Genomic DNA, 20007 nt, shown 5'->3' with positions numbered 1-20007 from the left:
CGCATAGCTCCCGGATGTGGAGCCAAATTATTCGGGCTCCCACATTTTCACGCTGTTCTCAATCTTCCAAGTTTTTAGCGTCGAAGGCGGGCATGGCTATCAACGTGCGCAGTCCACTATCAATGTGCAGTGAGGTCGCCGGTCAGTGTCCGCAGCTCACCGCGGACGATGCCGAGCAATGTGCGCAACAGCAACCCGAAAATCACGACGGAAGCTAAGGCCAGCAAAGATAAGGCTATGCCGTCGGCGTATCCGTTTTGTGCATACGTTGCGTAACGCATTGCGGCGCTAGACGACGACGCTAGTGGGAAGCTCACTGACCACCACGCAATGCGGAATGGACAACACCCCGCCAGGCTCAATAGACGGCCTAGCAGAACCGCCAACAAGAAAAGCATCAGCATGAATAATGATTCGGCGAAAGCATCGATGTGTCCAACGGTCGTGACATACGAGGAGAAGCCGACAGCGAATGGCGCGACTAGAAACAGCAGGGACGGCTGTAAAGTTGTGGGCATCGGATCTCCCACCATCAACCGCGAAAAAATTAGCGTAAACAGCGGTACAGCGAAGAACAAACCGATTGCCAGCGAGAATATCATAAGGCCATGCATCGATTGTAAGTGCAGCGCAGGTACCGCGAGCGGCACGTTGATCATGCCCACTACCGGAATAATCCACGCTGGAGTGGTGTGCTGCACGTGCTGCCGAACACTCATCCAGCGATTGACGATGAACCAGGCAAATACCGTCATTCCCACCGTGCCCAGTACCCAAAAAATGCGTGCCAGGGGAAGACTGATGTCGGCCAACAAGATGGGCAGCAGGAGAAGGCTGATCAACGGCGTACCGAACATGTTGCCGGCGACGGGGTGACTGAATTCGGCCCGAACCAAATCGAAGCTGCTCCACAGCTTTATTGCATAACCACCTATCATAGCTACAAAGCAGAGCATGGCCGTGTAGCCGATGTATTCGCTGACCCACTGCGGTGTACCGAAATAAGCATGAGCTAAGCGCCACGCCACGGTCAGACTGCTGAGGCCCATAATGGACCCGAACAGTGCCACTGGCAGGTATCCCATCGCCCCAATCTTGGTATCGATTTCTCGTGGAGTCACTACAGTGCTCATGCCGTTACCTTTACTCGTGAGGAGGGGCAGGATTCGTATTGAAAGTTTGATCCAGCCTCACTCACTCTCGCAGCCTCACCTATCTAAATCGACCGAAGTTTGTAGAGAGTCGAGATTTACGCTTTCGATGATGGCCTCTATTAGCTAAGAACTCTGCTATCACGCTCGATTTGCAGGAAGCAGCATCAGTCAATCCTGGAAGTAGGTGTTGGAAGTCATGTCCCTTCAGCCTAGACGAGTGAAGTAGCTTCGGGGGGGGGACTACGTATTTCACGTACAGACAGCTTGTAGATAGCCAGAGTGAATAGTAGCTGTATCAATCGCAACGCCCGCTGAATGAATGGCGTTTCTACCGATCTCGAGCAACCGTGGCAGGTAGCATGGGTCTATACCTAGAAGGTCGAGCCGGATGCAAGTTATCCTCTGTAAGCCCTTCATCCATCGCGTGTTGAAAGAACTTACCGCAGAAAGCAAGACCTGAGCCATCGAGCCTTGGGCCATATGATAAGGACGTGAGGAGTGATCACGGGTCGCCTCATTCTCAAGCTTGAGCTCCTGTTTTGGAAGGGTATAACTGAAAGTCCTCCAATCAGAATTCACCACGTACTCATCTGACTCAAGACGTTTCCGGCCGCCGACGCACTTGAACCGAGATTTGATTATAGGGCCGACCCAGTCCGCGGGCGGGTTAAGACAGAACTCCATGAATCGCTCCGCATCGGAGCGGCGAAGATCCAGGAGAGGTTTACGAGCCACAATCAGTGCCCAAAGCAGCAAGCGTTCAACGTGTGTTCTGAAGGAGCTGATGGTTGACTGGTTGCCGGCGTAGGACTTCAAGAAACTCCGTTTAAGCGGACAAGCCGCGCCGCTGAGAGTCAAACGTTACGTGAACAAACTGGAAAAGCTCAGCGGAGAAACCAGCCTTAAATTGGAGCAACAGCTCTGATTCATTGAGCAATGCGCTATTGGCTCTGAAATCCCAGAATGCGGTGGTCGCAGCGTCGCGCGATTCTCCGTTCTTGTTTATCTGACACCGATTAGTCGTTGGGATACTCACCTTGTAATGGTAGAGCTGAATACAGGACCTAAAGCCCCTAAAGGCAAGGTGTCGCTTTGTTCTTCTATTCGTCCTGCCAAGGCCACGTCATCACGAGATGGAAAGTGTCGTAACAAAAACTTAGCGTCACGCCTTACTCGATCTGGAAGGGAGTTATCTCGGCTTAGCTCAACTAGAAATTCGCGGGTCTGCACCACTGCACGGGAACGCTCGTCTGGCATTGTCATTATTCACCTCCATTAGGACGGATGTGCGCTCTCTCTGCGGCTAATGGGCGACGCTCCGCTACATTCTGCTGCGATGGCCATGAAATAGCACGACGGAGTGCGACCTGCATCCAGATGGGAATCTCACAGTCCGCGAGTTGCGTAAATTCATGCGGAGTCAGTTTAGCTTTGATACTGGCTATGACCGTGCCACTCACGCCTTTTTTGCCTAAGTAGAGGAGGGCGCAGAGCGCTAATCCGACGATCGTGCCAGCATGCTGTAGTTTTGGGGGAGCAACGTGGAGCAAGCGTATGCGCTTCGCCCCAACTGTCACCTCGCGACTACCGCCACTCGTATAATAAACCGGTCTGATTTGCATCTGAGTGCTCAATCCGAAATATCTGACGGCCTCTGCACCATGTACCTGAATAATTTCACGATTATGTCTAGCGATTGCACGGAGGATTGACTTGGTACTTGGTCGCACATAACCAGTGAGGTGACTCAGCTTTGGTCGCATGTAAATACCACGACTCAGTCGTTCCAGCTCACCTGATGCAGCAAGGCGAGATAAGGCTTTGGCCACAGCCCCTTGCGAACCTAAATTAGCAAAGCGATTGATACTGAAAGGCTGCGCTTTCGGGGTGTACTTGAGGCGTTTGACGATATTGGCGGTAACAGACATGACACACCAGTTTTTAGCGTTTGAGGCGGTGCTGCAACGATTTAGGCATAGCAGCCTTGTGGTCGATGTCACCCGCGCTTTTTTTGTACTGCTGGGAATAGAACCCTAACTCTTTTTAGGTTCACCTCGGTGTTCACCCCCAAGTGCGTGTAGGTTCGATCAGAAACCTTGAAAAGCGGGACCCGCTCACCCTGTGGATTGATCGCCTCACTTGCCTCAAGGAGCGGCTCCATTTTCCAATGACCGGTTTCATTTACGAAACCAGGAGTGACGTATTGAATGGACCGCACCCGAAATGACTCATGCTGGACCTTGAGAAGGTCTTTCAGTGCCTCAAATGAGGACACCATGAACATTTCCCCAACGAATTCCTTACCGTATCGAACGTGTGCTTCGAGGTAAAACCAAGGGATCATTACCGTCTGCCGCATGAACGGACGCCCCAGAAAATCAGCATTGAAAAGGCTGGAAATAATCGTTGGCCCTTCATGATCCGTGTTCATCGCTGGTACCTCAGCTTCTCGAATGAACAATATATGTTGTAGTCATATATAGCGCAATGTCGCCTTATCGTTCCTTTTGTGAGAAAGCAAAATGGAACTGAAAGAAGCATTTGGGGCGACGCTTCGACAGGCTCGTCTTCGGAAAGGCCTGACCCAGGAGCATTTTTCGTTGGTAAGCAGCCGTACCAATGTCAGTTTGCTTGAGCGTGGAGGTACCAGCCCGACGCTTGTAAAGCTCGAGGAGTTGTGCAGCGTTTTGGGGGTTCATCCCGTCAGCCTGGTAACGGCGTGCTACATGCGAAAGGAGAACATCACGGATCTCAAAGCGTTTTTAGCTCAAGTGCGGAAAGACCTGAAAGCCATTGATATCTGAAAAACTATCGACCGCAGGTTCCGTGGCTCACCGGATCTTCGTGGCACAAGGAAGGATAAATTCGACTGGTGGTGGGACGCGGGGTGTCGGGCAACTCATCGCGGCGTGGCCCGATAAAACCGGAGTTTGCGGGGGCGAAACTGAATCTGTAATGCACCTGTGCCGAACCCAAGTCGCTTGCACGAGCTTGGGATAGGTGCATTGCGGGATCGGCAAGCACAAACTGAACCGTTAGCTGGGGGGCCGTCGACTGCAAGAGTTTCAGATTTGCAGATTTCTTTACACGACAGTTTCAAATTTACCTTTCATTTGGGGGGCGTTACCGGCATTTCTGATGGAAAAGTTTCAAATTCATGGAGTCGCAAGATTGGATAGCCGGCCTTGGAGGGCCCGGCCTGACACATCATTTAACATAATATACATTATGCGTAATGACGCGCACTGGCTTTGGAAGCTCTTTGGCCAGATTTGAAGGCAGGCGCAGCCTCTTACGCATCACCTGGTCCAGCTTGCTGCTTGGAGATGCAACTCACAATGAATGCATCCTGCGATCCGCGCTCCCTGTGATAACCAACCACATTGGCCAACGTCCACCGCAGCATCCTCATCAGAACCGCATCAGAAGATTTCGCGCTGTTGGACTCGTATGGGTACCGACTGTTGGTGAACACACTTCGATATTTTTCAAAGCATTCTTCTTGGCTATTCAGTGCCAGGCTGCGCCGAATCTGTTCAGGAACGGCATGAAACATCGTTAGCAAATCATGCCAATCAACACGTTGGCTGCGGTCAGTTTTCCCAGAGTTTTGGAGGCATTTGTGAGCCGCCTTGACGGCGTCCTTATCAAGGACGCAGGTTTCCCCAGTGGTTCCCTGGTGCTGGTCAGGGATCGAAATAAAGCTCTTTAGCAGGATTTCCATACCGATCGCTGCATTGACTATTGCGCATCCAGCAGTTCGGCCGCTTTGAGGTAGCTGTGCGCGCTTTCGAGCATCCAGCCCGGAAAGTGATCCATTTCAGACTGTGTGAAAACCTAGCAATCTGTCCGGCCCTTTAAGAGAATGCTCCGTATCGAAAGATACGGAGCATTTTTCGTTATGGCCTACATACAAGGAGAGTCCCGTAGCCAGACCAGCCTGTTCCCGGTCTCGCTGGAGGAACTGATCCCTGAAGATCACCTCGTACGGGTCATCGACCTGTATGTCGCCAAGCTCGATCTGGGCCAGCTCGGTTTTGAGAAAGCTCAGCCCAAGGCCACTGGGCGCCCTGCTTACGACCCCGCCGATCAGCTCAAGCTCTATCTCTATGGCTATTTTCAGCGCATTCGCTCGTCGCGGCGCCTAGAAGCTGAGTGCCAACGCAACATCGAAGTGATGTGGTTGATCAACCGGCTTAAACCCGACTTCAAGACCATCGCCGACTTTCGCAAGAACAACAAAGTAGCTTTCGTTACGACGTGCCGAGCTTTTGTGCAGTTCTGCCGATCCGTCGGCTTGATTGCGGGTGATCTGGTTGCGATCGACGGCAGTAAGTTTCAGGCTGTCGCTTCCTCGCGACGCCACCTGAATTTGAATCAGCTCAAGCGTCAGGAGGAGAAGCTGGATAAGCGGATTGCCCAATACCTGGCTGACCTGGATGCCGCTGATAAAGCAGAGGGCGAGCAAGTGGTCGATCGCACTGCGATCAAGGCGGCACTGGCGAAGCTTGAGGCCAAGCAGCAAGACAACCGTAGTTGCCAAGCTTTGATGAAGTCGATGGGGCTGGAGCAATTCAACACGCACGAAAGCGATGCCCGAATGATGCGCACGCCAAAGGGGGCGCGTGTTGCCTATAACGTGCAAACAGCCGTGGACGCAGAGCACTGTCTGATTTTGCACCATGAGGTGACGCAAGATGGTGACGACCGCAAACAGCTTGAACCCATAGCTAAAGCTGCCAAGGCCGAACTGGGGCAGGACACGCTGACCGTGACAGCCGATATGGGCTACTCAAATGGCCAGCAATTCCAGGCGTGCGAGGAGGCCTCCATTACCGTGTACGTGCCGCCAAACCGAACTTCGAACCCAGGCGGAGAGACATTATTCGAGCGCCAGGACTTTACCTATGACGCTGAACAGGATCGATACCAGTGCCCGGCAGGTCAATGGCTAACCCTGAAGCAGCGTTACAAAGGCGACCGGATCTACCAGGCGGCAGTCAGCGACTGCACTGGATGTGCGCTGAAAGCCCAATGTACAACGGCTCAGCGCCGCTATGTCTCACGTCACGCACAAGAGGAAGCCTTTGAGCGTATGGCACAGCGGATGCAACTGCATCCAGAGATGATGGAGCGACGCAGATCCATCGTGGAGCACCCGTTTGGCAATCTCAAACAATGGCTATTTGGGAACGGGCGGTTCTTGCTACGACAACTTGAAGGGACGAAAGCTGAAATGGCCCTGGCCGTGACCGCGTACAATTTCAAGCGGGCGATCAGTGTCCTGGGAGCCAAGAAAATGATGCAACTAATGGGCTGAAGAGCCTTTTTCAGCACAAAAACAAACGCCCCGAACAAGTCGGGGCGTTTGGTCTAAGGTCTGTCAGTGTGTTTTCACACAGTCTGATTTAGGTCTTTCCTCTAATTGGTAAATGCTGATTCTTATCTTGAGCGACATCGTTTATTTGTGAAAGATGCGTTAATCAATGAGCTACACTGCCCTTTAATGCTTTTTAGTTATAACTAAACTAAACGACTATTTAGTTGAGCTATTTTCCAAGTGCCCTTTGATCATTTGTCCGGATCAATGCCAAGTGCTGTTCCAGTGCAAGCACATTCCGTGTCGTGGCGAGTACTGCGTCTGGATTGAGACTCATCGAATCGATGCCAATCTCCACCAGATACGCGGCCATCTCGGGATAATCAGACGGCGCCTGCCCACAGATTCCAGAATGCCGGCCGTTGCGCTTTGCGCCCTCTACCGCCAGACGAATCAGTTGCTTCACACCAGGATCGCGCTCATCAAAATCGCAGGCGACGATCGCCGAATCCCGATCCACGCCAAGCACCAGTTGAGTCAGGTCGTTGGATCCGATGGAGAAGCCATCGAACAGTTGGGCGAACGCATCAATCTGGATGACATTGTTGGGTATCTCGCACATTACATAGATCTCCAGACCATTTTCGCCACGCTCAAGGCCGTGGCTGGCCATCGCCTGCAACACCCTTTCCCCTTCCCCCACGGTGCGGCAGAAAGGGATCATCAACTTGACGTTCGTCAGGCCAATCTTGTCGCGCGCCCATTTCATAGCCGCGCACTCCAGTGCAAAACCTTCGGCATACGCCGGATGGGTGTAACGGATAGCGCCACGAAAGCCGATCATCGGGTTGTTTTCTTCGGGCTCGAAGTACTGGCCACCCAGCAGCGTCGCGTATTCATTGCTCTTGAAATCGCTCATGCGCACTACGCACGGTTTTGGATACACCGCTGCTGCAATCGTGGCGACGCCCTCGGCCAAAGTCTTGACGAAGAATTCGGTAGGGTTTCCGTAAGCGACACTCAGGGCAGCGATCTTTTTACCCGTTGCGTCATCCACTTTTTCCGGGTGCACGAGCGCCATCGGATGGACCTTGATGTATTCACTGATGATGAACTCCATGCGCGCCAGGCCGATGCCATCCACGGGCAGCGAGGCAAGACTGAAGGCCTGATCGGGGTTGCCAAGGTTCATCATGATCCTGGTTCGAGGGTGCCCCAATTGGCTGAGGTCGGTTTGCTGAATGTCGAACTCCAGAATGCCTGCATAGATGTTCGCGGTTTCGCCGTCGGCACAACTGACGGTAATCAAGGTGCCCGTCTCAATCTTCTCGACGGCATCTACGGCGCCGACGATGGCCGGAATACCCAGCTCGCGGGCCAAGATGGCGGCATGGCAAGTACGACCGCCCTGGCTCGTCACTATCGCCGCGGCGGTTTTCATTACCGGTTCCCAATCGGGTGTCGTGGTGTCTGCAACCAGCACTTCGCCTGCTCGAAAATCACTTAAATGTGCAGGGTTACTGATAACCCGCGCCTTACCGGCGCCAATTCGAGTACCGACAGCCTTGCCGCTGAGCAGGACGGTCGATCGACGCTTGAGATGGTAGATTTCAAGCACACTTCCTGTCTGTTGCGATGCCACGGTTTCCGGGCGCGCCTGCACCATATACAACTGACCATCGAGTCCATCCTTGGCCCACTCCATATCCATGGGCTTATACGCACCGGCTTTTTCCGAGTAGTGGGTTTCCACCTTGATGGCATAGTCGGCCAATACCATGACCTCCGTATCAGAGATACAAAAGTGCGCGCGCTCTTCGGTTGGCGTGACGATGTTTTTGGTGTATTCCACCGCGATATTGCGGGTATTGAGCACGTTGGTAAAAACCATCTTCTTTTCTTTGCTGCCCAGGCTTCGCTTCAACACCGCACGATAGCCCTTTAGAAAACCGGGTTTGTGCACATAGAAACTGTCGGGGTTAATCGTGCCCTGTACGACATTCTCGCCGAGCCCCAGCGCAGCATTGATGAACACCACATCCTTGAAACCTGTCTCCGTGTCCAGCGAGAACATCACGCCACTGGCCCCAATGTCGCTACGCACCATTTTCATGACCACAACGGCCAGATGGACCTTGTAGTAATCAAAGCCACGGTCGTATTTGTAGTGGATGGAGCGGTCAGTGAAGTTAGAGGCCAGGCAGCGTTTGTAGGCATCGATCAGGGCATCGTCAGTGGCGACGTTGAGGTAGGTGTCGTTCTGCCCGGCAAATGAAGCCTGCGGTGAATCTTCAGCGGTTGCCGAGGAGCGTACTGCCAATGAAATGTGCTCACCGTATTGCTGCCTGAGTTGGGCGTAACCCTGCAATATCGCCCCCCTCAGATCTTCGGGTATTGCACAGCCGTAGACAATCGCCCTCGCCCTTTCCCCTCGCGCCTGCAAGTCCTTCACGTCAGAGGGATCAAGCCCGTCGAGTGCTTCATGCAAGGGCTGCCAGGCGTCATTGTGATCAAGCACATAACGATACGCATCAGAGGTAATGGCAAAGCCGTTTGGAACGCGTACCCCCAATGCCGTCAGGTTCTGGTACATCTCCCCCAGCGAGGCGCTCTTGCCACCGACCAGTGGAACATCGTTGAGATCCAGCTCGCTGAACCAACGGATATTGTTGTTGGAATACGTCACGGTTTCTCTCCGATTATGGCGCGCCTTCGTCGTCCGGCTCGCCATCCACTGCCGACCAGGGCATGTGGATCGGCATCGGCCAGTCATTTTGCTCGTTGGCCCTGTGATGTATCACCGTCCAGAACAGGTCGAAGATGGTTTTCTGTTCCTTATCCAGCGTTTCGTAGAAGGTTTTGGTCCGCACCTGAGCAGCGTTCAGGCGTACCAGATGGGCCTGCATCCAGTCCGCTTGTGCACGTAGAATCGCGATCCCCCTGGCCATCCGTTCCGGTGTGGTTTCATCGTTCAGCATGTTCTGGGCAGGTGCCATTGCGCCAACCGCGCCTGTACCCTTTTCCAGTTGCTGATGGGCATCGGCCATCACTGCTGTTGCCCACGCATCCCAGGCAGGCAATTGCTCGGGTTTGAGGTCAAGTTTGCCCTTGAGGTCATCCAGGGTTTGCTGTGTCTGTTCGAGCCAGTCGAAATCAGGCTGTTGTTGGGCCATGGCGCCTGGCATTGTCATGGACGGGTTGGCGAAAACGCTGGTCGATGGCGACAGTAAAACGCTTGCCGCAATCAATACGCACAGCCCGATCAGCCTTGATCTGTTCATGTTCAGCTCATCTCGATCCTGTGGGGTCGACTCGAGCATAGGACCCGCATTAGCGGGCAGTCTGATCCATGTCAGAAACCACTGCGATACACGAACAATGGGATGGTCGGTCAACGCTGACGGGCGCTTGTCTTGAATCCTTAACGGTACGTGCGTCCCATCAGTGCGCCAACCCAGGGTAGAGTCGTGTGGCGAGAAACAGGAGCAGAGCAAACACAAACAGCATCACCGCAAAACTGGTACTCACCGCGTAGATACTCTGGCCACCGACGATCATGGCTCCGCGCAATGCATCCACCAGGTAGGTCAGCGGGTTACACACGGCAACGATCTTCAACCAGCCCGGCATCAGCTCCAGTGGGTAAATGGCGTTCGATGCAAAGAACAGCGGCATGGTCAGCACCTGGCCGATCCCCATGAAGCGCTCGCGGGTTTTGACGATGCAGGCGATAACCAAAGAAAAGGTCGAGAAAATACAGGAGCCGATAAACACCCCGGCGGTCACGGTCAAGACAGGCAGCAACTGCCATCTGATTTCCACATGCAGTGCGATGGCAATCAGATAAACCACGAGGGCTTGCACCAGCCCCCTCAGCCCGGCCGCTACGGCTTTACCCATGATGAGCGAACTGCGATGGGCCGGTGTGACCAACAGTTTGTGCACGATTCCCAAGTCGCGCTCCCAAATAATGGCGATGCCATAGAAAATGGCGCTGAACAGGATGCTTTGCGCAAGAATGCCCGGCGCCATGTAATCCAGATAGCGCAGGTTGCCGGTCGGGATGCCGCGCACTTGGCTGAACACCTGACCGAATATCGCCATCCATAACACTGGCTGCACAGCCCGTGACAATAACTCGGTGGGGTCACGAATCAGCTTGCGCACTTCGGCATCCGCGACGGCGAAGGTCTCAAGGATAAAATCAAACATGCGGATCATCCCAGTCGGTGGATAACATCTCGACTCTCGCGCGTGTCACGATAGTTACCCCCCTGTTCAATGACGACGCCGCTGAAATAGACGAACACATCATCCAGACTGGCGTTTTCGCCGACCTGGGCCTTGAGTTCATCGGGTTTTCCTGTCACCGCAAGGTGTCCTTGGTGCAGGATCGCCAACTCGTCGCACAGTACGTCAGCCTCCTCCATGTCATGGGTTGTGATCAGGATGGTCATGCCTTGGCTGGTACGCAGTTGCTGCAACCGCTCCCATACCGTTCTGCGCGCGATGGGATCCAGCCCCAGCGCAGGCTCATCCAGAAATAACACTTGTGGGTAATGCAGCGTTGCCTGGGCGATTTCGAGCCGGCGTATCATGCCGCCTGAATAAGTTCGTACCAGTTTCGAGGCCACCTCTTCCAAGCCGGCAAATGCCAGTGCTTCCTTGACTCGCGTGACGCGGCGGACACCCCGCAAGCCGTACAAGCGGGCCGAAAGGTTGAGGTTTTCGGTAGCCGTCAATGCCCCATCGGCCGACAGCATCTGTGGCACATAGCCGATACGCCGCCTGACTTCGATCGGTTGCCTGGCAATATCGAAGCCCGCCACGGTGGCCGAGCCGGAGCTGGCATCGAGCAACGTAGTGAGGATTTTGATTGCCGTACTTTTTCCCGCGCCATTGGGACCGAGCAGGCCGAAAATATGCCCCTGGGTCACTTCAAGCGTCAAACCATCAAGTGCCGTGAGGTGATCGAAACGCTTGCTCAATGCCTGGGTGGTGATTGCGAACGACGCATGTGTATCGGTCATGCTTACACCACCCTGCTCGGTGAGGTCAGTGACAGGAGCAACTTACTGTCATCTGACCATGCCGGCCTGCTGTTGATTTAAATCAAATCAAGGCACAACCGCCCTCCCGTTGGACCTGACGCCTCAAAGGCTTTTGGGGTCGTGCCTGGACCATCAGTACGCAGCAAGGTGATGCACATATCAAAATCGTTAAGAGACTCAGCCACACAGTGGATCGGGCGTCATTTTTTCGCATCCGAGTGCCGGGCGTTTCCTGATCTGATCAGGCTGTCGCGCTCGACTCGGGGAGATGAATTTCAGTGGCACTGCGACCCGCTAGCCAAGCGAACACAGACGCCGCAACCAACACGGTTGCGCTTAGCTCGAATGTCGCTTTATAACCGCTCAGATCAAAGGCCAGGCCGCCGATGATGGCCCCTGCGGCGATAGCCAGTTGGACAATGGCCACGAGCAGGCCCCCACCGGCTTCAGCATCATCCGGGAGGGTTTGCGCCAGCCATGTCCACCATCCAACGGGAGCAGCAGTAGCGACCAGCCCCCATCCTCCGAGCAGCACGGCGGTCAGCAACGGCGAAGCGCCGTAGTTCACTAGCGCCAGTGCTATGACAGCCATGATCAGAGGTATAACCGTCAGCGTGCGATAGAGGCCATTGCCGATGAATCTTTCGATCAGAAAGGTCCCGATAAAACCTGCCAGTCCCAGCCCCAACAGCATCAAAGACAATGTTGAAACGCTGACGCCGGTGACGACCTCAAGAAATGGGCGCAGGTAAGTGAACAGCATGAACTGCCCCATGAAAAATACGCTGACGGCGACCATTCCCAATGCTACTGGCAACCGCTTCATCAGCCGCAGGGCGTTGCCGCTACCTGCCTGGCGCTCGGCCTTGAAGGATGGAAGGCTTATCAGCAGCCACACGGCCGCCAGCGCTGCGACAGGAACAACACAGAAGAATGCGCCACGCCAGCCGATCAGCGAGCCAAGGAAGCTGCCCGCCGGGGCTGCGATTACCGTCGCCAGAGCGTTACCACCATTGACAATGGCCAGCGCTCGGGAAACCTGGTCCGGCGACACCAGACGCATCGCAGTCGCCGCCGACAATGACCAGAAACCGCCGATGGCTATGCCGATCAAGGCACGCCCAAGCATGAATGAGGGGTAGCCCGGCGCGAGCGCGACGACCGTACCTGACACAATCATCAGCAAGGTCAGACACAGCAGCAGCTTCTTGCGTTCGATGCGGGCGGCGATTGCTGCAATGACCAGGCTTGTGATCAATGCGAATGCGCCGGACACGGAAATACCCTGGCCGGCCTGACCTTCCGTGATATGCAGCTCTGCCGCAATGGGCGTCAGCAGGCTGACGGGCATGAATTCTGAAGCGACCAGGGCGAATGCGGCCAACGACATGGCCAGCACGGCGCTCCAGCCGCGTTTCTCCGTAGAACGAGAGGTCATTGGAACTACCTGTGGTGCGAAAGGCGTGTTGGTTTTGCGAGGTGGCAAACGAGGCATGAGTCGTACGCTTCGGTTTACGCGAACAGCCGAAGTCAATGCACGTCCGGGCGAAATGCCCGGACGTGCATTTTTTCACTCCGCCAGTGTCGCGTTGTCGATCACGAAACGGTATTTGACGTCACCCTGGAGCATCCGCTCGAACGCCTCATTGATGTGCTCTGCACGTATCAGCTCGATGTCCGAAACGATGCCGTGTTCGGCGCAGAAATCGAGCATCTCCTGGGTTTGCGGGATGCCGCCGATCATCGATCCGGCCAGGGTGCGACGTTTCATGATCAGGTTGAACACGTTGGGCGATGGATGTGGCGAGGCTGGCGCTCCCACCAATGTCATCGCGCCGTCGCGCTTGAGCAGCACCAGCAAGGCGTCCAGGTCATGGGGGGCGGCGACTGTGTTGATGATCAGGTCGAAGCTTTTAAGGTGCGCGGCCATTTGCTGCGCATCGCTTGAGACCACCACTTCATCGGCGCCAAGGCTTTTGGCCGCCTCACGTTTGGATTCGGACGTGGTGAAAGCGACCACATGCGCGCCCAACGCATGGGCCAGTTTGATGCCCATGTGACCCAGGCCACCGATGCCCACCACACCCACTTTCTTCCCGGGGCCCGCGTTCCAGTGACGCAGCGGCGACCAGGTGGTGATGCCCGCGCACAGCAGCGGCGCAACGGCAGCCAGTTGTGCCTCGGGGTGGCGAATACGCAGTGCGTAGCGCTGATGCACAACGATCGCTTGCGAATAACCACCGAGCGTCCAGCCTGGTGCGTCCGGAGTCGGAAAGTTATAGGTGCCAACCATGCCGTCGCAGTAGTTCTCAAGACCTTCAGCACATTCCTCGCAATGTTTGCAGCTGTCGACGATACAGCCCACTCCGACCAGATCACCCGGTGCGAACCCGGTGACCTTCAGGCCTACGGCTGAGACACGACCGACGATCTCGTGACCGGGCACACAAGGGTATTTCGTACCTTCCCATTCGGCGCGCACCTGGTGCAGGTCCGAGTGGCAGATACCGCAATAGGCAATCTCGATCTGCACATCTTCCGGGCCGGGATCACGACGCGTGATGCGCAGGGGTTCAAGCGGTTTGTCGCCCGCATGGGCGCCATAAGCGAAGACTTGCATTGAGGCTCTCCTGTGACTGATCGACACATTCTCCCGGTCGATCCGCCTCTGCCCCTAGTGCATTCCTCTTGAATGCTTGCCTAATCCTGTGGGGATGAAGGGTGGTGGAGAGGAAACGCCTTTTCAGCGAATTGAAGTTCGGTCAACAGGAGCGCCCCGACATGATCCCTACCCCGCTGGGCCATAAATCACCTGACCTCCGCCCTGGAAGGCGCCCTCGCTCGCAGTTCAGCCGTGAATATGGCCGCCTGTTCGGTACCGCGCCCAGTCGTGACATTATGGGGCGAGTATTTCCTGAAGAAATTCAATGAACACATTGATGCGACTGGAACCACGATGATTGGGCAGGTACAGCGCATTGATGCAAGTGCTCGCACTGCCAGGGTTGACTTCATACTGTTCCAGCACGCGCGTCAGGCGACCTGCACTGACATCGTCACGCACCAGCCAATCGGCCAATAGCGTCACCCTTCCCCCGGCTAACGCCGCCTCGCGCAGAATGTCGGCGTTGTTGCTTTGCAGACGTCCCTGCACATTCAAGCGAATGATTTCCTCATCACCCTGGAATGTCCAATTGTGGTGGCCCGTGCGGTAATCAAAACGCAGGCATTGATGCTCCAACAGGTCATGGGGGTGTCGGGGCAGCCCGGTACGCGTCAGGTAATCGGGGCTCGCCACCACCCAACGCTGGAAATCGCCCAGACGCTTGCTGACGATGTCATCACTGACGACCGATGAACCCAGACGCACTGACACATCTATTTGCTCGCTGAGCAGGTCACTGACCTCGTCGCTCAGCGAGAGGCTGATCTCAAGGCCAGGATGACGATCCAGCAGTCGCCCCAGATGAGGAGCAATGATGCGTCGGCCGAATTCCACCGGGACGCTGGCCCGTAAGCGCCCTTGAGCTTCGTTGCCACGATCGGTCACGACAGCATCGGCTTCATCGATGGCCTCCAGGATCGCCACTGCTTTTTCGAAGTAGTTCTGTCCCGCCACCGTGACGCTCGTGTTGCGCGTGGTGCGGTTCAGCAAACTGGCGCCCAGTTCGCTTTCCAGCCCCGCTACCTGCCGGGTCACAGACGAAGTGGAGATGCCAAGCTTGCGCGCCGCTGACGAATAACCACCACAGCGTACGGTTTCGACAAACATTTTGAGCGCCAGCAACTTATCCATAAATGGAGTCCAGGATCGAAAAGGAACGGTAATAACTGTGCACGAACAGGCGTCGTACGTCTTGCATGGCTGTGCTCAATCAGTCGTGGATTAAAGTCGATAGGCGCCGCTGATTCAGGATGGCGTGATGCCCATGATCCGATTACCCATGCACACCCCCCAGTCGCCCATGCGCCTGCCCTCTGCAAGTTGCTGGCTTTGCCAGGCCTGCAGGGCTTTATCGAGGTCGCCAATGTCGTCGATTGCCTGAGCCAGGAACAATGCATTGCGTGCCGCTTTGGCCGTGCTTCCGGCGGTATGAGGACGCGGTACAAAAGCGGCATCGCCGGTCAACAGCACGCGTCCGAACACCATTTGTGGAACATTCAGATCAAGAATCGCCTGGACAAAAATGTCCTTGGTCTGGCGAATCAGTTCGCGAAAAGCCGGGTTTGCATGCCTTTCGCCCATTTCCCGTATGTAAGCCTCCTGATCCGCCGCCAACGCCCCTGGTGGAATGGAGTGACTACGCCGCAGGCCGTCGCGATCAGTGAGTACGGCGTCCAGCTCCGGCCCTTGCGTGGCTTTCAAATACCATAGCCAGTTGAACCGTCGCTCGCCAGGCTCAACGGAGCCATTCAAACCCGGCACCATGTATTCGAGCATCAGCGATCCAGGGTCCTGTTGAAAGACAAAATCCTCGTAAAGCTGCGTCTTGGCGAAGTCTGCAAGCCGGTCCTCATCAACAAGCCCACGCCAAACCACATAGCCCGAATAGCCAGGTTGTGCCCCGGGCAACACCATGCTGCGCACGGATGAACCGGCACCGTCGGCCCCTACCAGCAGGTCTGCCTCGGCACGACTGCCATCTGCAAAAAAAGCGGTCACTCGGTGCTCATTCTGAGCCAGATCCACCAGCGTCTTGCCACGGTGATAATGCTCGGCAGGAAACGCCGAAGATAATGAGCCGTACAGTGTGTTCCAGGACGTCTGCGTTTGCGGCATCGGTTCTTTATGCACGACGGTGCCGGCTCGATCCAGATACAGACGATCATGGGACCGGACACCCAGCGCACGGGAATGCTGGATCCCTGCATAGCGAAAATGCTGCAAGACATCCCCTTGCAGAACAATGCCACCGCCACGGCTATCCATTGCCGCGGGGGATCGCTCGAAAACATCGACTTGCCAGCCAATCGCCCGCAACGCCGTGGCGGCAAACAGGCCGCCCAGTGAACCACCGATGACCAGGGCCTTCGGACTATCCGGACTCTTCATTACCTTTCTCCTTGCGAAGTGGTGATTCCCGAACCAACCGGTTTAGAGCTGCGTTATGCCAGCGCCGGATAGTCGATGTAGCCCTTGGCGTCGCCGCCAAAAAAGCTGTTGCCGTCCGCCGGGTTGAGTTCGGTACGCCCGCGCAGACGAGCCGGCAAGTCGGGGTTGGCAATGAACGGGCGACCGAAAGCGATGAGGTCGGCACGCCCTTGCGCGATGGCCTGTTCAGCGGTCTCTCCGGTGTAACCTCCCGCCAGCATCAGAACACCGTGGAAGTCAGCACGCAGCTGTTTGATGATGGCGTCCCAGCGTGGATCATTACTTTCATCGAGCACCGTGCCGACCATCATCGGTTCCACCAGGTGCAGGTACGCGAGATTCCATTGATTGAGCCGCGAAGCAATGTAGCCGAAGGTCTGTTCCGGGGTGTCATCGCCCATCCCCATGAAACGTCCCATCGGTGTCAGGCGCACGGCAACGCGTTCGGCGCCTATTTCTTCGGTCACCGCCTGTACGACTTCGAGCAGCAGCCGCGCACGGTTCTCAATACTTCCACCGTAGCGATCGCTCCGCTGATTGCTGTCGCTGTTGATGAATTGGTCCAGGAGGTAGCCATTACCCGCGTGGATTTCCACACCGTCCATACCGGCCGCAAGCGCATTGCGCGCGGCCTGGCGGAAGTCGGAAACGATCACTTCGATCCCCTTAATGTCCAGTTCCTGAGGGACAGGTACATCACCCCAAACCCCCTCACCTTTCTCATTGAGGATAAAGGTCTTGCCGGGGACCGGCTGCGCGGTCGGTGCTACCGGTAAGCCGCCGTCGGGTTGAAACACCGGGTGTGACACCCTCCCCACATGCCAGAGCTGCAGGAAAATGCGCCCGTCCTCTGCATGCACGGCATCGCTGACCGCTTTCCAGCCCTGAATTTGCTCGTCGCTATGGATGCCCGGCGTCCAGGCGTAACCCTGACCCTGCTGCGAAATCTGGGTCGCCTCGGTGATGATCAACGCGGCACTGGCGCGCTGGCGGTAGTACTCGACGTTCATCGATGTCGGCACGTTGCCGGGTTGCCCCGCCCGCGAGCGAGTCAGAGGGGCCATGGCGACACGGTGATCAAGGTCGAGTTGACCGAGTTTGATTGGGCTGAACAAGTGATGGGACATGATGATTTCCTGTAGGGATCGGGGTTGGACAAGCGGCTCAAGCGGCCTGGTTTCGTTTCAGTATCTGAATCATGATTTCGCTGGGTTGCGCGCCGCTGATCACGTCACCCGCAATCTGGATACTCGGCACCGAGCGCACCCCGGACGCCTTGCTTTGCGCTTCGAGCTTCAAGACTTCAGCCGAGCCTTCATCGGTGTTGAGAAAGTCGACAATGGCCCTCCGGTCCAGTCCTGTTTCGCCAGCGATATCGGCCAACACATTGAGGTCACCAATATTCCGCCCCTCGCCGAAGTAAGCCTTGAAAATGGCCTTGACCAGGCATGAAGCGTCTTTACCCGCCTGTTGCTCGCGCCATACCAAGCGATGCGCTGCCAGGGTGTTGGGGGTTGTTTCGACACGCTCATAATGGAAACCAAGACCGACGGCCTTGCCGGCGTGGGTGACCTGCGCGTCCATGGCCTGGCTGCGCGCCCAACTGCCAAATTTGCCCGAACGATAGGCTTTGCGATCCACGCCTTGAACAGGCATGTCCGGGTTCAATTGGTAAGGCAGGAAACTGATTTGACGGTCAGTTGAATAACCCGACGCGGCCAGTGCGCGTTCGAGATTCACCTCACCGATCCAGCACCATGGGCAGATGAAGTCGTAAGTCACCTGAATAGTGGTTGAGTGCAAACTCATGACGGCCTCCGTGGTTGAATGTTTTCACACCCCCAAGGTAAGCGTCCGACGCCAGCCGGAGTATCCACCTGCCGCGCAACGTTGCTTTTCGCAACACGCAACGCTGGGTTGATCTGCGCGTCGGCTCATGGCCGCCGTTGCGCCCGGCGCAATGTAGCGTTGCGCCATGATGGACTACTCGATCCCAAGCGCCCTGTCTAAGCTCACCGAGCTGAAAGTCGCCGTACGCCAATCGCACGCGGCGGATTGAAAGATCTGTCGTTCACTCGGTTCGAGAGGTAAGGCGATGAAGCGCAAGACGATCATCGGTGCCGTTCTGGCGCTTGGCGTGGTGGGGGCAGGGTTCGCGCTCTGGATGATGTGGAGGCCGGAAATCGCTGCTGTCAGCCAGCCTCAGAGTGCCGGACGCGACACCCTGGACAGAGGCCGGCGCATCGTCGAAGCGGGCGACTGCGCGGTCTGCCACACTCGACCAGGAGGCGATTACATGGCGGGCGGCTTGCCATTGATCACGCCCTTCGGAACACTCTTCACCACCAACATCACCCCGGACCCGGAAACCGGTATCGGCAAGTGGTCGCTGCCGGCCTTTGAACGAGCCATGCGTGAAGGCATCGCCCGCGACGGTCACTTCCTCTACCCGGCCTTCCCCTACGTGCATTACCGAAAGTTGAGTGATGCCGATATCGCGGATGCCTACGCCTTCCTGATGAGCGTGGACCCGGTCAAATACACCGCACCTGAAAACCATATGGTTTTCCCCATGAACTTCCGTGCGCTGGTGTCGTTCTGGAACTTGCTGTTCCTGCATGGGGATCCGCTGGAACCGCTTCCCGACCGGTCTGCGCAATGGAACCGCGGACGCTATCTGGTCGAAGGCGCGGGGCACTGTTCGTCCTGTCATTCGCCCCTGAATCTGATTGGTGGCGAAAAGAGCAGCGAGCTGTTCAACGGCGGTATCGTCGACGGCTGGACCGCCCCCTCCCTGCGCGGGATGGCCGAAGCGAAAAAACCCTGGAATGAAACCCAGCTAGTCGCCTATCTCACGGGCAAGGTCGCCGAAGATCACGGTGCGGCGGCGGGCCCGATGCTGCCGGTCAGCTTGAGCATCGCGCAATTGCCGGTACAAGATGCCCAGGCCATCGCCCACTATATTCTCGACCTCAAGCAATCCTCCACGGTCGCGACGTCACCGCCCTGCCCGCCTGTGACCAACGCCGTTGCCAAGGCTTTGCCGGGCGCGTCATTGTTCGACGGTGCCTGTGCAAGTTGCCATGGCGCCGCCGCCCCCATGCGCGCCATTGAATCGAGGCCTGCGCTGGCAAGCACCAGCGCAGTCACGGCGGACTCGCCACGAAACCTGATCCAGACCGTCCTGAAGGGCATCCCGATGTCCACCTCCGACTCCAGCCACTACATGCCTGGCTTCGCCGACAGTCTGGATGACACCCACCTCGCCGCCATCGCCGAGTACTCGCGCAACGAGAGCTGCCCGACCAGACCCTGGACGGACCTCGACAAGACAATCAAGAGCATTCGAGCTCAGGAGTAGCCACCGTGATCACACTCGACATCAACGGC

Annotated in this window: 18 protein-coding genes; 3 read left to right on the top strand and 15 right to left on the bottom strand. The window is 56.2% G+C overall.

The annotated features are described in order from the left end of the window. Positions 1-119: 119 nt before the first annotated feature. The 4 genes from ACGJAX_RS21375 to ACGJAX_RS21360 form a co-directional block, all read right to left on the bottom strand. Positions 120-1133, bottom strand: coding sequence for an SLAC1 anion channel family protein (locus ACGJAX_RS21375; protein ID WP_390956041.1), 1014 nt, complete (start codon positions 1131-1133; stop codon positions 120-122). A gap of 1053 nt (positions 1134-2186) precedes the next feature. Next, positions 2187-2411: a BPSL0761 family protein gene (locus ACGJAX_RS21370; protein WP_390959955.1), complete on the bottom strand. Its 225-nt coding sequence runs from the start codon at positions 2409-2411 to the stop codon at positions 2187-2189. 5 nt (positions 2412-2416) lie between these two features. Further along, a complete protein-coding gene (locus ACGJAX_RS21365; RefSeq protein WP_390956040.1) occupies positions 2417-3082 on the bottom strand; it encodes a DUF6088 family protein in 666 nt (221 codons plus the stop codon). 68 nt (positions 3083-3150) lie between these two features. Further along, entirely contained in the window at positions 3151-3585 is a 435-nt protein-coding gene (locus tag ACGJAX_RS21360) for a hypothetical protein (protein ID WP_390956038.1), read from the bottom strand. Between the two features lie 91 nt (positions 3586-3676). Between ACGJAX_RS21360 and ACGJAX_RS21355 the strand changes: the two genes are divergently transcribed. Continuing rightward, complete coding sequence (locus ACGJAX_RS21355; protein WP_390956037.1) at positions 3677-3958, top strand: helix-turn-helix domain-containing protein; 282 nt, start codon at positions 3677-3679, stop codon at positions 3956-3958. A 488-nt stretch (positions 3959-4446) separates the two neighbouring features. Here ACGJAX_RS21355 and ACGJAX_RS21350 read toward each other — a convergent pair whose 3' ends face one another. Further along, complete coding sequence (locus tag ACGJAX_RS21350; protein ID WP_390956036.1) at positions 4447-4878, bottom strand: hypothetical protein; 432 nt, start codon at positions 4876-4878, stop codon at positions 4447-4449. A 177-nt stretch (positions 4879-5055) separates the two neighbouring features. On the opposite strand from ACGJAX_RS21350, the gene ACGJAX_RS21345 reads away from it, so the two are divergent. Continuing rightward, positions 5056-6474 carry an IS1182-like element ISPfl3 family transposase gene (locus ACGJAX_RS21345; RefSeq protein WP_390956034.1) on the top strand — a complete coding sequence of 473 codons (1419 nt, stop codon included), beginning with the start codon at positions 5056-5058 and terminating at the stop codon, positions 6472-6474. A gap of 229 nt (positions 6475-6703) precedes the next feature. On the opposite strand, the gene ppsA is transcribed toward ACGJAX_RS21345, so the two are convergent. The 10 genes from ppsA to ACGJAX_RS21295 all read right to left on the bottom strand — a co-directional run bounded on the left by ppsA (position 6704) and on the right by ACGJAX_RS21295 (position 18426). Further along, positions 6704-9160 carry a phosphoenolpyruvate synthase gene (ppsA, locus tag ACGJAX_RS21340; RefSeq protein ID WP_390956033.1) on the bottom strand — a complete coding sequence of 819 codons (2457 nt, stop codon included), beginning with the start codon at positions 9158-9160 and terminating at the stop codon, positions 6704-6706. A gap of 13 nt (positions 9161-9173) precedes the next feature. Then, positions 9174-9755, bottom strand: coding sequence for a Spy/CpxP family protein refolding chaperone (locus tag ACGJAX_RS21335; RefSeq protein ID WP_390956032.1), 582 nt, complete (start codon positions 9753-9755; stop codon positions 9174-9176). Between the two features lie 160 nt (positions 9756-9915). Next, positions 9916-10686 carry an ABC transporter permease gene (locus tag ACGJAX_RS21330; protein WP_390956030.1) on the bottom strand — a complete coding sequence of 257 codons (771 nt, stop codon included), beginning with the start codon at positions 10684-10686 and terminating at the stop codon, positions 9916-9918. Positions 10687-10691: 5 nt separating this feature from the next. Continuing rightward, complete coding sequence (locus ACGJAX_RS21325; RefSeq protein ID WP_390956029.1) at positions 10692-11504, bottom strand: ATP-binding cassette domain-containing protein; 813 nt, start codon at positions 11502-11504, stop codon at positions 10692-10694. A gap of 262 nt (positions 11505-11766) precedes the next feature. Further along, on the bottom strand, positions 11767-12963 hold the full coding sequence (locus ACGJAX_RS21320) for an MFS transporter (RefSeq protein ID WP_390956028.1): 1197 nt from the start codon (positions 12961-12963) through the stop codon (positions 11767-11769). Between the two features lie 132 nt (positions 12964-13095). Then, on the bottom strand, positions 13096-14145 hold the full coding sequence (locus tag ACGJAX_RS21315; protein ID WP_247255623.1) for an NAD(P)-dependent alcohol dehydrogenase: 1050 nt from the start codon (positions 14143-14145) through the stop codon (positions 13096-13098). Between the two features lie 276 nt (positions 14146-14421). Then, entirely contained in the window at positions 14422-15321 is a 900-nt protein-coding gene (locus tag ACGJAX_RS21310; protein ID WP_390956027.1) for a LysR substrate-binding domain-containing protein, read from the bottom strand. Between the two features lie 114 nt (positions 15322-15435). Beyond that, positions 15436-16578 carry an FAD-dependent monooxygenase gene (locus ACGJAX_RS21305; RefSeq protein WP_390956026.1) on the bottom strand — a complete coding sequence of 381 codons (1143 nt, stop codon included), beginning with the start codon at positions 16576-16578 and terminating at the stop codon, positions 15436-15438. A 53-nt stretch (positions 16579-16631) separates the two neighbouring features. Next, complete coding sequence (locus tag ACGJAX_RS21300) at positions 16632-17744, bottom strand: N-ethylmaleimide reductase (RefSeq protein ID WP_390956025.1); 1113 nt, start codon at positions 17742-17744, stop codon at positions 16632-16634. Positions 17745-17781: 37 nt separating this feature from the next. Next, positions 17782-18426: a DsbA family protein gene (locus tag ACGJAX_RS21295; protein ID WP_390956024.1), complete on the bottom strand. Its 645-nt coding sequence runs from the start codon at positions 18424-18426 to the stop codon at positions 17782-17784. A 286-nt stretch (positions 18427-18712) separates the two neighbouring features. On the opposite strand from ACGJAX_RS21295, the gene ACGJAX_RS21290 reads away from it, so the two are divergent. After that, positions 18713-19978, top strand: a complete 1266-nt coding sequence (locus tag ACGJAX_RS21290) for a c-type cytochrome (protein ID WP_390956023.1) — start codon at positions 18713-18715, stop codon at positions 19976-19978. Positions 19979-20007 lie beyond the last annotated feature (29 nt).

It is taken from the genome of Pseudomonas moorei, from assembly GCF_042846945.1.
Classification (GTDB): domain Bacteria; phylum Pseudomonadota; class Gammaproteobacteria; order Pseudomonadales; family Pseudomonadaceae; genus Aquipseudomonas; species Aquipseudomonas moorei.
The sequence above is the reverse complement of the archived record's forward strand: the minus strand, read 5'-3'. Positions and strand labels throughout refer to the sequence as shown.

Excerpts from the sequence above, each read along its gene's own strand:
- ACGJAX_RS21290 (WP_390956023.1), top strand. The coding sequence starts at position 18,713 with ATGAAGCGCAAGACGATCATCGGTGCCGTTCTGGCGCTTGGCGTGGTG.
- ACGJAX_RS21325 (WP_390956029.1), bottom strand. The coding sequence starts at position 11,504 with ATGACCGATACACATGCGTCGTTCGCAATCACCACCCAGGCATTGAGC.
- ACGJAX_RS21305 (WP_390956026.1), bottom strand. The coding sequence starts at position 16,578 with ATGAAGAGTCCGGATAGTCCGAAGGCCCTGGTCATCGGTGGTTCACTG.
- ACGJAX_RS21350 (WP_390956036.1), bottom strand. The coding sequence starts at position 4,878 with ATGGAAATCCTGCTAAAGAGCTTTATTTCGATCCCTGACCAGCACCAG.
- ACGJAX_RS21365 (WP_390956040.1), bottom strand. The coding sequence starts at position 3,082 with ATGTCTGTTACCGCCAATATCGTCAAACGCCTCAAGTACACCCCGAAA.
- ACGJAX_RS21335 (WP_390956032.1), bottom strand. The coding sequence starts at position 9,755 with ATGAACAGATCAAGGCTGATCGGGCTGTGCGTATTGATTGCGGCAAGC.
- ACGJAX_RS21355 (WP_390956037.1), top strand. The coding sequence starts at position 3,677 with ATGGAACTGAAAGAAGCATTTGGGGCGACGCTTCGACAGGCTCGTCTT.
- ACGJAX_RS21360 (WP_390956038.1), bottom strand. The coding sequence starts at position 3,585 with ATGAACACGGATCATGAAGGGCCAACGATTATTTCCAGCCTTTTCAAT.
- ACGJAX_RS21375 (WP_390956041.1), bottom strand. The coding sequence starts at position 1,133 with ATGAGCACTGTAGTGACTCCACGAGAAATCGATACCAAGATTGGGGCG.
- ACGJAX_RS21370 (WP_390959955.1), bottom strand. The coding sequence starts at position 2,411 with ATGCCAGACGAGCGTTCCCGTGCAGTGGTGCAGACCCGCGAATTTCTA.
- ACGJAX_RS21310 (WP_390956027.1), bottom strand. The coding sequence starts at position 15,321 with ATGGATAAGTTGCTGGCGCTCAAAATGTTTGTCGAAACCGTACGCTGT.
- ACGJAX_RS21295 (WP_390956024.1), bottom strand. The coding sequence starts at position 18,426 with ATGAGTTTGCACTCAACCACTATTCAGGTGACTTACGACTTCATCTGC.
- ACGJAX_RS21320 (WP_390956028.1), bottom strand. The coding sequence starts at position 12,963 with ATGACCTCTCGTTCTACGGAGAAACGCGGCTGGAGCGCCGTGCTGGCC.
- ACGJAX_RS21330 (WP_390956030.1), bottom strand. The coding sequence starts at position 10,686 with ATGTTTGATTTTATCCTTGAGACCTTCGCCGTCGCGGATGCCGAAGTG.
- ACGJAX_RS21300 (WP_390956025.1), bottom strand. The coding sequence starts at position 17,744 with ATGTCCCATCACTTGTTCAGCCCAATCAAACTCGGTCAACTCGACCTT.
- ACGJAX_RS21345 (WP_390956034.1), top strand. The coding sequence starts at position 5,056 with ATGGCCTACATACAAGGAGAGTCCCGTAGCCAGACCAGCCTGTTCCCG.
- ACGJAX_RS21315 (WP_247255623.1), bottom strand. The coding sequence starts at position 14,145 with ATGCAAGTCTTCGCTTATGGCGCCCATGCGGGCGACAAACCGCTTGAA.